General features: G+C 57.1%; 16 protein-coding genes. 8 read left to right on the top strand and 8 right to left on the bottom strand.

The window, feature by feature from the left end; translation table 11 throughout:
- The 3 genes from AC2FND_RS08935 to AC2FND_RS08925 all read right to left on the bottom strand — a co-directional run bounded on the left by AC2FND_RS08935 (nt 1) and on the right by AC2FND_RS08925 (nt 3017).
- Complete coding sequence (locus tag AC2FND_RS08935) at nt 1–945, bottom strand: MBL fold metallo-hydrolase (protein ID WP_496769230.1); 945 nt, start codon at nt 943–945, stop codon at nt 1–3.
- Nucleotides 942–1871 (bottom strand): MBL fold metallo-hydrolase, encoded by a 930-nt coding sequence (locus AC2FND_RS08930; protein WP_496769228.1) that lies wholly within the window; start codon nt 1869–1871, stop codon nt 942–944. Before AC2FND_RS08930 ends, AC2FND_RS08935 begins: the two co-directional genes overlap by 4 nt.
- A gap of 300 nt (nt 1872–2171) precedes the next feature.
- A complete protein-coding gene (locus AC2FND_RS08925; protein WP_496769226.1) occupies nt 2172–3017 on the bottom strand; it encodes a LysR family transcriptional regulator in 846 nt (281 codons plus the stop codon).
- A gap of 86 nt (nt 3018–3103) precedes the next feature.
- Between AC2FND_RS08925 and AC2FND_RS08920 the strand changes: the two genes are divergently transcribed.
- Both AC2FND_RS08920 and AC2FND_RS08915 read left to right on the top strand, forming a co-directional pair.
- Nucleotides 3104–3571 carry a c-type cytochrome gene (locus AC2FND_RS08920; protein ID WP_480559064.1) on the top strand — a complete coding sequence of 156 codons (468 nt, stop codon included), beginning with the start codon at nt 3104–3106 and terminating at the stop codon, nt 3569–3571.
- 14 nt (nt 3572–3585) lie between these two features.
- Nucleotides 3586–4473: a c-type cytochrome gene (locus AC2FND_RS08915; protein ID WP_496769224.1), complete on the top strand. Its 888-nt coding sequence runs from the start codon at nt 3586–3588 to the stop codon at nt 4471–4473.
- A 58-nt stretch (nt 4474–4531) separates the two neighbouring features.
- Here AC2FND_RS08915 and nagA read toward each other — a convergent pair whose 3' ends face one another.
- The 4 genes from nagA to AC2FND_RS08895 are packed head-to-tail and all read right to left on the bottom strand — an operon-like array spanning nt 4532 to nt 8350.
- Nucleotides 4532–5665: an N-acetylglucosamine-6-phosphate deacetylase gene (gene nagA, locus AC2FND_RS08910; protein WP_496769222.1), complete on the bottom strand. Its 1134-nt coding sequence runs from the start codon at nt 5663–5665 to the stop codon at nt 4532–4534.
- Nucleotides 5662–6690: an SIS domain-containing protein gene (locus tag AC2FND_RS08905; protein WP_480899683.1), complete on the bottom strand. Its 1029-nt coding sequence runs from the start codon at nt 6688–6690 to the stop codon at nt 5662–5664. Before AC2FND_RS08905 ends, nagA begins: the two co-directional genes overlap by 4 nt.
- Before the next feature lie 29 nt (nt 6691–6719).
- Nucleotides 6720–7475, bottom strand: coding sequence for a GntR family transcriptional regulator (locus tag AC2FND_RS08900; protein WP_209507520.1), 756 nt, complete (start codon nt 7473–7475; stop codon nt 6720–6722).
- Nucleotides 7472–8350 carry a glucosamine kinase nucleotide-binding domain-containing protein gene (locus AC2FND_RS08895; RefSeq protein ID WP_496769219.1) on the bottom strand — a complete coding sequence of 293 codons (879 nt, stop codon included), beginning with the start codon at nt 8348–8350 and terminating at the stop codon, nt 7472–7474. The genes AC2FND_RS08900 and AC2FND_RS08895 overlap by 4 nt, the downstream gene beginning before the upstream one ends.
- A gap of 166 nt (nt 8351–8516) precedes the next feature.
- Between AC2FND_RS08895 and AC2FND_RS08890 the strand changes: the two genes are divergently transcribed.
- The 6 genes from AC2FND_RS08890 (at nt 8517) to AC2FND_RS08865 (ending at nt 14538) form a co-directional block, all read left to right on the top strand.
- A complete protein-coding gene (locus AC2FND_RS08890; protein WP_496769217.1) occupies nt 8517–9404 on the top strand; it encodes an N-acetylmuramic acid 6-phosphate etherase in 888 nt (295 codons plus the stop codon).
- Between the two features lie 24 nt (nt 9405–9428).
- Nucleotides 9429–10682, top strand: coding sequence for an ABC transporter substrate-binding protein (locus AC2FND_RS08885; protein ID WP_496769215.1), 1254 nt, complete (start codon nt 9429–9431; stop codon nt 10680–10682).
- Nucleotides 10683–10748: 66 nt separating this feature from the next.
- The gene (locus tag AC2FND_RS08880) at nt 10749–11663 is read left to right on the top strand and encodes a carbohydrate ABC transporter permease (RefSeq protein WP_209597484.1); all 915 of its coding nucleotides are present in this window, start codon (nt 10749–10751) and stop codon (nt 11661–11663) included.
- A gap of 12 nt (nt 11664–11675) precedes the next feature.
- The gene (locus AC2FND_RS08875) at nt 11676–12515 is read left to right on the top strand and encodes a carbohydrate ABC transporter permease (RefSeq protein ID WP_267366204.1); all 840 of its coding nucleotides are present in this window, start codon (nt 11676–11678) and stop codon (nt 12513–12515) included.
- A complete protein-coding gene (locus AC2FND_RS08870) occupies nt 12512–13546 on the top strand; it encodes a Gfo/Idh/MocA family protein (protein ID WP_496769212.1) in 1035 nt (344 codons plus the stop codon). Before AC2FND_RS08875 ends, AC2FND_RS08870 begins: the two co-directional genes overlap by 4 nt.
- Complete coding sequence (locus tag AC2FND_RS08865) at nt 13543–14538, top strand: ABC transporter ATP-binding protein (protein ID WP_480623676.1); 996 nt, start codon at nt 13543–13545, stop codon at nt 14536–14538. Before AC2FND_RS08870 ends, AC2FND_RS08865 begins: the two co-directional genes overlap by 4 nt.
- An 85-nt stretch (nt 14539–14623) precedes the next feature.
- On the opposite strand, the gene AC2FND_RS08860 is transcribed toward AC2FND_RS08865, so the two are convergent.
- On the bottom strand, nt 14624–15818 hold a 1195-nt coding region (locus AC2FND_RS08860; protein WP_496769210.1), incomplete at its 5' end, for an adenylate/guanylate cyclase domain-containing protein.

The following is a 15818-nucleotide window of genomic DNA, read 5'->3' as shown; positions in this document are numbered from 1 at the left end:
TTATTCGAATTCCATCTGTTCGTAGACACGACCGGCGTTTTTTGTAGCCAGTTCTTCGAACGTGTCCAAATGGGCGTAAGGGGATTGGTCGACGTAATAGGCCTCGGCCAGATCGCCGCCAGCATCCATATGTTCCTGTATTTTTGCGCGCAGGTAGATCAGGTAGTCGCGTGTATACCGGCGCACCTGATCCATGTTCGTAGGATGACCGTGCCCGGGGATCACATATGTGGCTTCCAGTGCTTCGAACTCATTGTCCCAGGTCTCAAGCCAATCTGCGGTGTAGGTGTCCTGAAAGATCGGCAGCATACGTTCGTGAAATGCCATGTCACCGGCGATGACAAGGCTTTGATTGGGCAACCAGATCGAAATGTCGCCGGGACTGTGCGCAGGTCCAAGATATTTGGCTTCGATACGAAAATCACCGAGTTCGACGACGTATTCATCGTCAAACGTTTCGGTCGGACCGGCTAAAAACGTTCCTTCTGCCTTGTCCTTGTTATATGCCTGCATCCCTGCAAGGATTTGCGGTCCATATTCTTCGAATTCAGCCGCCGCATCTGAATGAGCGACGATGGGCACCCCAATTTCCGACCAGTAGGCGTTCCCCAGCATGGAGTGCCCCTGACCGTTCTCGTTGAAGACAAGCTTCACGGGCTGATCCGTGAGCGCTTGAATCTCCTTGTGAAGCGCTTCGGCAAGCACATAGGCCGCGCCACCGTTGATGACGACAACGCCCTCCCCGGTCACGATAAAGCTGAGGTTGTTGTTGTGGCCCGAATTCTCATAGGTCGGGGGTGCGGTTGCACCGATGGCGGAAAAGACGCCGGGAATAAATTCGACAGGTTTCGAGTAAAGAACGCTCTGCGGGTACTGGTCTGCAATATCCTCACTGGCCCAGGTTTGCGTGGCCAGGGTACAGGCAATCAACAAAGCGCGCATCATGCAGGCTCTCCAATAAATCGATAGGTCGAACCGGCCTTTTCGACACGGCCAATTCCGCCATTTGGCAAATGGAATCCAATAATCTTCATTTGGGCATGAGAAATCTGATCCAGCAGCGATTTCCGGGCACTTGCCGCGGCGTCAGGGTCCTGATCCGTACCGCTGCGCCAGTCTGGACGCTCGAACGCGACGTGTGGATTGCCGAGCGCATCGCCGACGACCATCACCGCGTCACTGCCTTTGCGAATTTCGAAGGCCATATGTCCGGGCGTGTGCCCGAAACTAGCGCGTGCTGCGATACCGGGAAGGATTTCCTGCCCATCATCAAAGAACGCAACCATGTCTTCGATAGCTTCCATGCGCCGCTTTGCGCCCACCGCGAATGCCGTGCGGTCGGCTCCTATCGTGTCAACGGTTGCGGGATTCCACCAATAGTCCCATTCCTTGCGGCCAAAATGATATCTGGCATTTGGAAAGAGGGGATCTCCGAAGTCGTCCAGTACACCCCAGATGTGATCCGGATGAGCATGGGTGAATATCACCTGCGTGACCTCATCCGGAGATAACCCTACGGCGTCCAGAGTTTCCGGAAGTTTGCCAGCGGTTTGCATGAAATCCGGCCCGGCCCCAACGTCGAACAGTACGGTATTCTGGTCATCGCGGTAGAGCACAATGTTGCACTCGGGCTCGTATCTGGTCAGATCTGTTTGATGGCGGTTCAGAAGTTCTGTCAGCTCTGCCTCGGGCATTGCCCCAAAGACCATTTCGGGCGGCAATGACAGGTAGCCATCCGACAAAGTTGAAATCCTTGCCGATTGACCAAGTGTCATTTCCGCAATCGCAAAGCTGGGTCGCAGGCAGAGTGCCGCCAGACATGCGCCTTGGGACAGGAAGGTCCGCCGGGAGAAATTTGGGTCTCTGCTCATACATAATCATTAAGATGAATGTTTATATTTGTAAATGATGAATGGCGCGGTCGGCACATTCTATCTGGGGCTTTTCACCACCTGCTTTGGAACGTTCGCAGCGAGGTGACGCATACCTGGCCCATCCCAAAGTAACCTTGGCACGTCTTGGCGAAACAGATCCGGAAAGAACTACCTGGAGCGGCGATGAAAACCTGAGCATCGCGGCGCAGGACGTCTTGTTGCAGGTGCAGGGCACCCGCCACGACTTGCCGGAGATTTCAACGCCAAATGACCCACCAATTCACTTAAGTTGTGACGTCATACAGCCAGTGCATGCGGCAGGTGTTCAACCAGTGCCCGTTGCACGACCGCAAATCTTGGCGTGTGTGCGATTTCCTCTAGCGTCGCGACCCAAAGTGGAACCTCGATTCCGGGATCAATGTCGTTCAACCTATGAAGCCGGGGATCAGCGTCGCCTATAAACGCAGGTAAAAAAGCTCTCCCCACACCGGATGCAACCATCTGCTGAAGCACCAGAAAACTGTCTGCTCCGTTTGTCATGTCATCAGCGCGAACATGTTCAGCCAACCATTTGGCCGGGAGTGAACGGCTGAGTGCCCCATCAAGCCGCATCCATTTTTGGTCATGGGTACCGTTACAATAAACCCCAAAGTGCAAAGTTCCTGCGCGCTCTCCAGTCAAGCCTTCACCTAGTTGAACCGAAGGGCGGACAACTATGTCCGCGGTTAACCTGGTCAGATCATGGTGGCTGTTTCCGCTGAGGATCGTCAGTTCGAGGCTGGGATAGAGGGCGGAAATTGAGTTTAGTATCTGTGGCAGGATAAACTGGCAAAGGCTGTCCGTGGACGCGATACGCACATGACCCGTAGGCGAACGATTTGCGCCCACGACGGCGCGTTCAACCGAAAGCACGGCCTCTTCAACGCTTTCCATTGCGGACAGAATTGTTCTGGCTTCAGGAAGAACCGAATACCCTGACGGGTCTTTCCGAAAAACAACACAGCCATATCGGTGTTCGAAGGCGGCAACTCTGCGCAGGACGGTTGCATGTGCAACGCCCAGGGCTGTCGCCGCCGCATTCAATGAGCCGTGTTTGCTGACGGCTAGGGCATATCGAATATCGTCCCAATTGTCGTTGTTCATAAATGAACAAGTGAGGCCGAATAACAAACAATTACAAGAAAAATCGTTCAAGCTATCATATGGCACATTAAACAGGGAGCCACACCATGATGAAGAAGTCTTCGATCTTTGCGGCAGGTCTTTTGTCCTTGGCCGTAGTTGGAACTGCAATTGCTCAGGATAGCGAAAACCCGGCTGTAAAAGCGCGGACTTCGATTATGCAGCTTTACGCTTTCAACCTTGGAACGCTGGGCGCCATGGCCAAGGGAGAGGCAGAATATGATGCCGAAGCGGCTACACGGGCCGCAAATAATATTGTTGTCGTGTCGCAGATCGACCAGTCTGCGATGTGGCCAGCCGGATCGGATAATGTGTCAGACCCGTCTACCCGTGCCTTGCCTGCAATTTGGGAAAACTTCGCAGATGTTGGGGCCAAAGGGCAGGCACTGGCCGACGCCGCTGTTGCGATGCAGGCTGCGGCAGGTCAGGATGTTGAAGCCCTGAAAGGGGCGATGGGTCAGCTTGGCGGAGCTTGCTCTGCCTGTCACAAAGCTTACAGAGCACCGGAAAATTAAAGGAGAATTGATCAGTGCGGCGCATTCTACTTTTCGCCGTTCTGGTCATGCTTATGGTCGGGTTGGCCGGTTTGCTGTTGACCCGGCCGCAAAGGGTTGATCCAGCCCGGTTGGCCGGTCTGACCCCCGACGTGACCAGAGGGGCGTCTGTCTTCTATTCAGCAGGATGCGCCTCATGCCACTCGGCCCCGGATGCCAGCGAGGAAGGAAAGCTTATACTAGCAGGCGGGCGGCGGTTCGAAACGGATTTTGGTACGTTTGTAGCTCCAAACATCTCCAGTGATCCGGACGCCGGAATTGGAACATGGTCCGCGCTGGATCTGGCCAATGCCCTTAAACACGGAACAGGCCCCAAGGGACAGCATTATTACCCGGCCTTCCCCTATACGTCTTATGCCAAGATGACGGTCGAGGATGTTGCGGCGCTTCATGCGTTTTTGAACACCCTGCCTGCGTCTGACGCGGCAAATATCCCGCATGACATTGGGTTCCCTTTCAATATCCGGCGCGGGCTGGGGTTGTGGAAACTTCTGTTTTCAGACTCGGGCTGGGTGGTTGAAGGTGATCTGACCGACCAGCAAATCCGAGGCCGGTATTTGGTGGAAGCTTTGGGGCACTGCGCAGAATGCCATACACCACGAAACGGACTGGGAGGGTTGAAGCGGGGTCTATGGCTGACCGGAGCGCCAAATCCGAATGGAAAGGGGCGCATCCCCGGTTTGACCACCGCCCAGCTTGACTGGTCCGAGGCTGACATCGCTGAATATCTGAAATCCGGTTTCACACCGGATTATGACAGCGCTGGTGGCGAAATGGTCGAAGTCATCGAGAACACCTCGAAACTAAGCGATGAAGACCGATTGGCCATTGCTGCTTACCTGAAATCCGTTCCCGTTCAGTGAATTGACTAATGGTTGCAGAAACTCAGGATTTTGTCAGCGCAGGTCTTATGACGCTGGTTCAAACCAGCACGTCTACGTTGCTCAGATCTCTGGCTATGCGGATCAGCGGGCATTGTTTTCCTATGGTTAAGCGCCCCGCGTCGGATAATCCCATTACTTCGGCGGGTATACGCGTCGCGGATGCCAATGCGACTTCCAGCGGCACTTCGGCTTGCGTGGTCAGAACACGCAGCGCTGTGGTCAAATCTAGATCAGCCCCTGCCAAAGTACCATCGGCCAGTGTCAAACGCCCGTCTTTGCGGGAAATGCGGCGGCCTTCCAGTTCGAACATGCGCTGGTCCGTGCCAGCCGGCGCCATCGCATCGCTGACCAGAAATATCCGGCCTGGGCCCCGCTTGGCGGCCCAGGCTGTGCGCATGGCTTCAGGGTGAACGTGAATACCGTCGGCGATTAGCCCGGCGTTTAATCGACCCGCGGCCAGAACTGCCCCGACAAGCCCGGGAGATCGATTGCCCAGTTGACTCATGGCGTTGAACAGATGCGTGGCACAGGACGCACCGGCCTCGGCATAAGACAGGCAGGTATCATAATCCGCATCACTGTGGCCCAGCGAAACAACGGCACCTGCTGAGACCAGCGCTTTCACCTGCGCAATTGACACGTTTTCTGGCGCAACCGTCAGCATCAATGCGGGTAGCGCTTGTGCTGCCGCGACAAGCGTTGTCAGGTCCTCGTCATCCATGGGGCGGATCAGGGCTGCATCATGGGCACCTTTCCGAGCCACCGAAAGATGTGGTCCCTCAAGATGCAGGCCAGCGATCCCCGCAATACCCGCAGCTACCGCCGCCTTGGCCGCTTCGATGGCGGCGCGGGTCTTGGCTGCGGTATCCGTGATCAGGGTGGGAAGGATCGAGGTTGCCCCAAGCGTCCGGTGCGCCTTGGCGATGCGTGCCAGTGTATCGACAGACGGGGCGGCGTTGAACATCACTCCGCCACCGCCATTCACTTGCAGGTCAACATAGCCGGGGGCCAGAATATCGCCTTGCAGATCGACAAGCTTGCCAGCGCTTGTCTTCACGTCAACGCCAATATCGGTGATGCGGCCAGCCTCCAGCCGCAGCGCGGCACCGTCATGCAAACTGGTGCCGTCATAAACAAGCCCGCCGTGGTAGATGGTCGCCTGGACGCTCATACCGTTTCCGTCACTTTCCGCAGGTGACGTGGCGCATCCGGGTTGATCCCGCGCTGTACTGCGACCTGCTCGACCATTGAATAAAAGGACACGATAGCTGCCACCGGGTCCGTCAGCCAATGATCCGTGCGGACATGAGGCAGCACCTCGGCCTTTGTGACCATTGGGCTGGTGGCAAATACCTGTGCCCCTTTGGCCGCGAGCGTGTCGGCAACCTCGGCCAACAGCGGCTCTGCCGGATCATTGGCGGCAAAGGCAATAACCGGAAATCCGCCTTCCACGATCGAGACAGGGCCGTGCAGCACCTCGGCCGAGGAATAGCTTTCGGCATGGATCTGGCAGGTTTCCTTGAATTTCAGCGCGGCCTCGTTCGAGATCGCTACGCTTGGTCCGCGACCAAGCGTATAAAGCGAGCTTTGAGTGACGGCAGCCGCCGCTCTGCCCCAGTCACACCGCGTGGCGGCATCAAGGTGCTTTGGCAGGCCACGCAGCGCAGCCAGAAGATCTTTGTCGCCTTTCAGCTCCGCCAGCAGCCAAAGTCCGGCAACCAGCGAGGTCACGAAGGTTTTTGTCGCTGCTACACTAAGCTCGGGGCCTGCGTGCAACGGCAAAGCCGCCTCAGCCGCCAGTGCAAGGGGGGAAGATGGGTCATTTGTGATTGCTACGGTGCTGGCCCCGGCCTTTCGGGCATTTTTCGTAAGCTGCACGATATCCGGGCTTTTTCCTGATTGTGAAACAGAAAGGCAAAGCGCCCCGGCCACATGCAGGTCAGCGCCATACACTGACGCGACCGATGGGCCGACGGATGCCATCGGCAAGCCAAGAAGCAATTCGCTTGCGTATTTCAGAAAAGTACAGGCGTGGTCGGAAGAGCCGCGCGCCGCCGAAATCATGAACTTCAGCCCGCCGTTCCGGGCGACGTCCGCGGCTGTGCTCAGGGCATCTCCGCCATTGCTAAGCAATCGCTCGACGGCAACAGGAATCTCTTCGATTTCCTGACGCATCAGGGTCGTTTTCGGGGTCATCGGGGCAGCCTTTCCATCAGAATCGCAGATCATGGAGTAAGTCGCAGCTCAGCCACAAAGTCATAGGCATCGCCGCGATAGTTGGATTTTGTGAATTCGGCGACGCGCCCGCCTTCCAGATGGGAAATCCGCTGGATGCTTAACCCCGCCGCGCCTTCGGCGACACCAAGCAGAGCTGCATCTTCAGCCTCTAGATTAACGGCGGAAATCTTCTGGATGGCGCGAACAGGTCGGCAGCCGTTTTCTTCCAGAAGATCATAGAGTGAGTCGCGCACGGCAAGCGGGTTTGGCAGAATGTCCAATGGCAAAGAGGCACGTTCGACTGCCATGGGACGCCCGCCAGCCTCTCGCAGGCGGCAAATGCGCGCCACCTGTCCGTCAGCGGGCAGCCCGAGCACTGCCGTTTCCTCGGGTGATGGTAGAAAAACGCCCCGTTCCAACCACTTGGAGGTTGATTCCATACCGCGCAGGCGCATGTCCTCACTGAAAGACGTCAGATGCGACAGCGATTGTTCCAATTTCGGCGCGGCGTTCCGTACGAAAGACCCGGAACCCTGCCGCTGTACGATTGCGCCCTGTTTCACCAGTTCTTGAATGGCCTTGCGCACGGTGACCCTGGACAGGCCGGTGATCTCGGCGATCTCGCGCTCGGGCGGTAATGAGGAATTCGGGGGAAGGACTCCAGCGTCGATGCCTTCTTCCAGCCGCTGGCGCAGCCGGACATAGCGCGGCCCGCCGCCGTTCTCGAGCCAGTCGTCAGAAGCCAGAAAAGATGCTGCGTTCATGCCGAATGCTCCACTTGGAAAGCCCGGGCCAACGCGATGGCCCCGTCGATAGGCGCACCTTTGGGCTCTGTTACTGCGCCACGCGCACGATCCGGCAGATACGCCTCATAGTGAGGGCCAATACCCCCGGTCAGGCATAATGGCATGGCCGGGGTCCAGCCCATTGCTTCCAGTGCTTGCAAAAGATGCGCGGCACCTTCGTGCATAAGCGAAACCGCCCGCTCATCCCCTGACCTCGCCGCCGCTGTAACCTGTCGCGCGATCTGGCCGAATTCATGTGGTCGTGCCGCGGCCGCGAAAGCGACAATACCGCTTGTACTGCCAAATGCGTTCAGCAAGCCCTCAGTCAGGTTGGATTTTGGCACCAGCCCGTCCCATGCATCCAGCGTCACCGAAAGCGCTCTGCGCCCAATCCACTGAGCAGAGGCCTCATCCCCCAGAACAGAGCCCCAGCCACCGGCAAAGCGTCGGCCGGCTTGCGATTGCAGGGCCAGAAACGAACCCGTCCCGCAATGGGCGATTGCGCCGTCGGTTGCTTGATGCGCACCCGCCAGCGCAGGGTGACGATCATCCTCGACCAGAATACTGTCTAACGGCAAATCCGCTGCCACCCGCTGGGCGATCTGATCACCTGTAACTCCCGCAAGTCCAAAATACGCCGGTATCGGCTTCAGGGTCTCGGGCTGAACACTGAGCTTGGTCGCAAGCATCTTCAGGCCGTCTTTCAGCCGTACAATCGCGCCATCATAATCGCTGGCGACGTTGGCGGGGCCAACCTCGACCACCTGTCGCTGCTGGCCATCGTCATAGGCGATCCGACAGTTCGTTCCGCCGCCGTCTGCTGCGATGATTGGATTGTTTTTCGACCTAAGCATGATGATACCTATATAATGCCTATGTTGAGCTGTAAATGCCAAAGTAAATCCAATATGGGCGGAAAGATCGAAAATACGTTGAATTATAAGGCCAATAGCGGCTGAAAAAAAATTAGTGGACAAATGGTATTGTATAGGTATGCTTTCTGGCAACGAGGAGAAACACGTGCTGCCACACATCACCGAACAACTCCACCCGGACGCATACGATTTGGGTAACCGACCGCTGGAAGAGGCGGCGCTGGCCCTGTCCAGGGGTCAGCAGGAAGCGGCCGGTGCCCCGCAGGGCGCCCTGCGTGGGATATGCGACGGTGCCGACGCCATGGCCCGCAGTCTGGCATCAGGTGGTTCATTATATTACGCGGCGGCGGGGTCTTCGGGGCTGATGGCTGCGGCTGATGCAATGGAACTGGGCGGCACTTTCGGCATCGACGAAAACCAAGTCCATATCCTGATGGCCGGAGGATTGCCGCAATCCGCGCATATGCCCGGTGGGACCGAGGATGACACCGACGGGTTGGTTGAAGGACTGGCCGGGCTTACGTGCAACGACACGGTCATTGCTGTCTCTGCCAGCGGCACCACCCTCTATACACTTGAGGCCGCGCGACTTGCGCGTGCCGCGGGTGCCAGCACGATCGGGATAGCCAACAACCCGGGCAGCCCGCTGTTGGCGCAATGCGATCACGCGATTCTGCTTGCCACCCCGCCTGAACTGATTTCAGGCTCAACCCGAATGGGCGCCGGTACAGCCCAGAAAATCGCGCTGAACATGCTGTCCAGCCTTATGGCAATCAAGTTGGGTCATGTTCACGAGGGCATGATGGTCAACCTGCGAGCAGACAACGCAAAGCTGCGGGCGCGTGCGACCGGCATCGTCGCCCGGATCGCCGGAGTTGATGCAAGCACCGCCCAAAACGCCTTGGCTGAAGCGCAAGGAGACACCAAATCCGCCATTCTCATCGCCGCTCGCGGCGTTTCACTGGCGGCAGCCAATGCGCGCCTGAAAGAAACGGGCGGAGTTCTGAGCGCGGCACTGACACCTGATAAATAACTGCAAACCAAATGGGAGAGTACAATGAAACGTAATAGCCTGAAACTGGCCTTGCTTGGTGGGACGCTGTTAGCCTCTGCCGCCTATGCCGAGGACGTCACGCTGACTATCGAAAGCTGGCGTAACGATGACCTGACACTGTGGCAGGACCAGATCATCCCGGCCTTTGAAGCAAAGCATCCTGGCATCAAAGTCCAGTTCACGCCGTCTGCCCCGGCAGAATACAACGCGGTTTTGAACTCGAAACTTGATGCGGGGTCTGCCGGTGACCTGATTACCTGCCGCCCCTTCGATGCTTCGCTGGCGCTTTATGAGGCCGGTCACCTGACCGATCTGTCCTCGGTCGAGGCGATGAACAACTTCTCGGACGTTGCAAAGTCTGCCTGGCAGACGGATGACGGTTCGGCCAGCTTCTGCGTGCCGATGGCATCGGTTATTCACGGCTTCATCTACAACAAGGACGCTTTCGCCGAGTTGGGCCTCGAAGTGCCGACCACAGAAGACGAGTTCTTTGCCGCCTTGGACAAGATCAAGGAAGACGGCACTTACATCCCAATGGCGATGGGTACCAACGACCAGTGGGAAGCTGCCACGATGGGTTACAATAACATCGGGCCGAACTACTGGAAGGGTGAAGAAGGTCGTCAGGCGTTGATCGCAGGCGAACAGAAGCTGACCGACGAAGCCTGGACAGCTCCGTACGCAACGCTGGCCCGCTGGGGTGAGTATCTGGGTGATGGCTACGAAGCACAGACCTATCCCGACAGCCAGAACATCTTCACTTTGGGCCGCGCAGCCATCTATCCTGCGGGATCATGGGAGATTTCCGGCTTCAACGCACAAGCCGATTTCGAGATGGGCGCTTTCAAGCCGCCGGTTCAGAACGCAGGCGACACCTGCTATATCTCGGACCATACGGATATCGGCATCGGCATGAACGCGGCCACGAAGAATCCTGAAGCCGCTGAAGCATTCCTGACCTGGGTCGCAAGCCCTGAGTTTGCTGAAATCTTCGGCAACGCTCTACCCGGCTTCTTCCCGCTGTCGAGCACTCCGGTCGAGTTGCAGGACCCGCTGGCCAAGGAAATCGTCGGCTGGCGTGAAGAATGTGAATCGACTATCCGCTCGACCTATCAAATCCTGTCGCGCGGCACACCAAACCTCGAGAACGAGACCTGGGGTGCATCCGTTGCCGCGATCAAAGGTGCCAAGTCGCCCGAAGAGCTGGGTGCAGAACTACAGGCGGGCCTCGCCTCGTGGTACGCACCACATCAGTAAGCTGAACCATACCCGGGCAGCATGAGTTGCCCGGGTACGCCCGGCATTCCATCGAAAGCGCTCCCCATGACCCGCCCCCGCATCCGCTGGCATATCGTCGTGTTTCTGGCACCAGCCGTGCTTGTCTACACAGCGGTGATGATCTTTCCCCTGTTCAACACGCTCCGTCTGGCCCTTTACTCTGAAGTCGACCAGAGCCGCATATTTGTTGGACTGCAGAACTTTCAAACGCTGTTCTTCGATCCGATTTGGTCGGAACAGTTCTGGAATGCGCTGGGCAACAATTTCTGGTTCTTTCTGATCCATATGCTGGTGCAGAACCCCATCGGTATCGCGCTGGCCGCGCTTCTCAGCCATCCGCGCCTGCGATTTGCGGTGCTCTATCGGTCGGCGATCTTCATTCCGACAATCCTCAGTTTTGTGATTGTCGGGTTTGCATGGAAACTGATCTTGTCGCCCATCTGGGGCATCGCGCCTTCGATGCTGGACGCGGTTGGGCTGAAATCCCTCTTTGCCCCGTGGTTGGGGAAGGAGGAATATGCCCTGACCACACTGGCGTTGATTTCGGTCTGGCAGTTCGTTGGCATCCCGATGATGTTGATCTACGCGGCCTTGCTGTCGATCCCCGAGGAAATCCTGGAAGCCGGGGAAGTGGATGGTATCACTGGCACAAGCGCCTTTTGGAAAATCAAGCTGCCGCTGATCCTGCCCTCGATCGGGATCATCTCAATTCTGACATTTGTCGGCAATTTCAACGCCTTCGATCTGATCTATGCTGCACAGGGCGCTCTGGCGGGGCCTGACTTCTCGACCGATATTCTTGGCACCTTCATGTATCGCACATTCTTTGGCTTCCAGCTGCAATTGGGTGATCCGCATATGGGTTCGGCCATCGCTGGTGCGATGTTTGCAATCATCCTGCTGGGTGTCTGTGTCTACCTTTTCGGCATCCAGACCCGGATGCGCCGGTACCAGCTGTAAGGAGCAGATGACATGAACAAGGCCCGCTCCAACCCGCTAAACACCTTCGCGATGCATGGTGCACTGATCTTCTATACGCTGATCGCACTGTTTCCGGTTTTCGTGATCCTGATCAACAGCTTCAAGACCCGCAAGGCGATCTTTCGCGAACCGCTGGCGCTGCCCGATGCCGACAGTTTTTCGATGATCGGATATCAGACAGTGATGAAGCAGGGGGATTTCTTCCTTTATTTCCAGAACTCCCTGATTGTGACGGTTGCATCCCTGACCTTGGTCCTGCTGTTTGGCGCAATGGCGGCTTATGCGCTGAGTGAGTACCGGTTCAAGGGCAACATGCTTATGGGTCTGTACCTGGCGCTTGGAATCATGATCCCGATCCGCATCGGCACTGTGGCCATCCTGGAAATGATGGTGGCGACCGGGCTGGTGAACACCCTGTGGGCGCTGATCCTTGTCTATACGGCGCAGGGCCTGCCCTTGGCGGTGTTCATCCTCAGCGAGTTCATGAAACAGGTGAGTGACGACCTCAAGAATGCGGGCCGCATTGACGGGCTAAGCGAATACACAATCTTCTTTCGGCTTGTGTTGCCGCTGGTGCGTCCGGCAATGGCAACTGTTGCCGTGTTCAACATGATCCCGATCTGGAACGATCTGTGGTTCCCGCTGATCCTGGCCCCTGCGGAAGAGACCAAGACCCTGACGCTGGGCAGCCAGGTCTTCATCGGTCAGTTTGTGACAGACTGGAATGCGGTCTTGTCAGCCCTTTCAATGGCGATCCTGCCGGTGCTGATCCTCTATGTAATCTTCTCGCGACAGCTTATCCGCGGCATCACGTCAGGAGCGGTGAAATGACCCGCGTCCTGATCGCAGGCCTTGGAAATATGGGGCTGAGCCATGCGCTGGCATATCACCACCACCCGGACGCACAGATTGTCGGGCTGGTGAACCGATCCGGCCGCGTGGATCACCCTGATCTGACGCGCTATTCGGTGTATTCAAGTTTTGAGGCCGCTCTGACCGAAACCAAACCCGATCTGGTTGTGATCGCGACCTATTCGGACAGTCACGCGGATTACGCCTGCGCCGCGATGGAGGCGGGTGCGCATGTGTTTGTCGAAAAACCGCTGGCCACAAATGTTCACGATGCGCGGCGTGTGGTCGAAACAGCGGCGCGTCTGAACCGTAAGCTGGTCGTGGGCTATATCCTGCGCCACCACCCATCCTGGATGCGTCTGATTGCCGAGGCTCGCACTCTGGGTGGCCCCTATGTGTTCCGTCTGAACCTGAATCAACAATCCTCAGGGCCTGAGTGGGAGACGCACAAGGCCCTGATGCAGACCACTTCCCCCATCGTGGATTGTGGTGTGCATTATGTCGATGTGATGTGCCAGATCACCGACGCAAAACCCGTTCGCGTCCATGGCATGGGTCTGCGCCTGTCAGAAGAAATCGCACCTGACATGTACAATTACGGCCAGTTTCAGGTCGTGTTCGACGACGGATCGGTCGGGTGGTACGAGGCTGGCTGGGGTCCGATGATGTCCGAAACCGCGTTTTTTGTGAAGGACATCGTCTCGCCCAACGGGTCTGTTTCGATCACCGACGGAAACAAGGGCGCGTCCGCAGACATCGATGGTCACACCAAGGTTGGTGGTCTTCTGGTTCACACGCCGCAGGGCGACCGGACTATCGACATGCCTGATGAACCCGGCCATCAGGAACTGTGCGATGCTGAACAAGCCTATATGCTGCGCGCCATCGCCGAGGATTTCGACCTGACCCGCCATATGTCCGACGCCGTACAATCCCTTGCCATCTGCCTGGCCGCTGATCAAAGCATCCGCACTGGCCAACCCGTTTCTCTTGAGGAGACCCGCCAATGACTGCCCTTTCACTGAAAAACATTCACAAATCCTTTGGCAATGTAGAGGTCCTGAAGGACATCAATCTTGAGGTTGAGGACGGCGAGTTTGTGGTTTTTGTCGGCCCCTCCGGATGCGGCAAGTCCACTCTTCTGCGCGTTATTGCAGGGCTTGAAGACGCCACATCGGGCGAGATCAGAATTGCTGGTGAACAGGTCAATCTGACCCCGCCCTCGAAACGCGGCATCGCCATGGTGTTCCAGAGTTACGCGCTTTATCCGCACCTGAATGTACGCGGCAACCTGACCCTTGCCCTGAAACAGGAACGCCAGGCGAAGGCCGTGATCGACGAGCGCGTCGCCGAGGCGAGCCGGATGCTGGGGTTGGAGCCCTATCTTGACCGCTATCCATCCGAACTGTCGGGGGGGCAGCGCCAGCGTGTTGCAATCGGTCGTGCCATCGTTCGCCAACCCAAGCTGTTTCTGTTCGACGAACCGCTGTCCAATCTTGATGCTGCTTTGCGCATGAACACCCGGATCGAGATCGCAAATCTGCACAGGCAACTCTCGGCCTCGATGATTTATGTCACGCACGATCAGACAGAAGCGATGACATTGGCCGACAAGATAGTGGTGCTGCGCGACGGACGGGTGGAACAGGTCGGCAGCCCGATGGAGCTGTACAACAACCCGGCAAACCGCTTTGTCGCGGGTTTTCTTGGTGCACCGTCCATGAATTTTCTTCCGGCGGACAATCTGACCCCGGGCGATCCGCGCGAACTGGGGCTGCGCCCGGAAGACATCCGCCTGGAAAGCGGTGGGCCGATCGCCGGCACCGTTTCGCATGTTGAGCAATTGGGCGGTGATACCAATGTCATTCTGCAAACCAGCAACGTGCCAATTACAGTCCGTTTGTTTGGCCAGCATGCAATTGCCCCGGGTGACGATGTACAATTCGGGTTTGATCCCAACCGCGCATATTACTTCGGGAATGACGGGCAAAGATTACAGTAACGGTAGTTTTTCTAGCCCGTTCTGTGCCAGTTTGGTCCGGTGTGAGCGTGATCCAAAGAGCGTAAATGCCGGAAAACGAGACTGGTTATCCAAGACTGTGGCGTGTGAACATGAATTGCCCGGATGGTAGGTTCGACCGGAAGTCAGCGGCACGACCGGGCAGCGCCCTGTAGAACTGACGCAAGCCGGGCTCGATGTCTTCAGCCAGATTTTCGCACTGTTGGCACAAGGTCTTGACCAGGCTGTTTGGATGTCGATTTGTGATCGCCAAAATCAGCTCTGCATGTGCAGCCCTGAGATCCTGGAATGCCGCTGTTTGCAACAGGGTCTGATCGCCCACCAAAACAAAGACGGGTTCCGGGTTGGCTTTGCCTTTCAGATCAACATGCCCGGCCTCTAACATGGCCAGATCCCCCTGCGTGATTTCATGGACACCGTTTGAAACGACGATGTCGTAGTCGACCGTTCGACAGCATTGTTCGATCCGCGCTGAGACATTCACGACGTCGCCGATGACCGTATAGTTGAACCGTTTCTGCGATCCGATATTGCCGACGCAGGCCTGCCCGGTGGCAAGCCCCGTTGCCAGCGCGATAGGGGGGCGGTTTCGCATGATGTCGGATGCATTGAACTCTGCCAAAGCGCGCCGCATTTTCAGTGCGGCAAGTGCCGCCCGGCACGGGTGGTCAGCGACAGGCAGAGGCGCGTTCCAGAACGCCATAACGGCGTCGCCGATAAACTTGTCGATGGTTCCCCGTTCAGCCAGTATCTGGTCGCCGATACTGGAAAAAAGCGCATTCAGCAGCGAGACCAGTTCGGTGGCAGATGCGGATTCAGACAGAGGTGTAAAACCCCGGATGTCGGAAAACATCACTGTGATATCCTGCGTCTCGCCTCCCAATTGCAGCTGATGCCCGGTGGCTTCCATCTCATCAAGGATTTCCGGGGCGACGTAATGAGAAAAGACTTTCCGGATTTGGCGCTTTTCCCGTTCGGTGGACAGGAAAAGATACCCTGCCAGCAGCCCGAAATTGGCCATGCCACCGATAAGCGGAAATGTGGCGTCGAACAAAACCGACTGGTTTTGAAAGACCAGCCAACTCAATATCAGAACGGCGGCAGCGGCGACACCGCCTGCAATGAAAGATGCAACCGCACCAAAACTGGACATGACGGCAATCACGACAAGCCCGAGAAAGGCGAAGGCAAGCATTTCCTGCGCTGCGGTCACGTCCGAACGGCTTAGCATTTCGTTGGTCAGGACCTGTTCCAGCACCTGA

The organism is Ruegeria sp. BHSB056, from assembly GCF_059613305.1.
The sequence above is the reverse complement of the archived record's forward strand: the minus strand, read 5'-3'. Positions and strand labels throughout refer to the sequence as shown.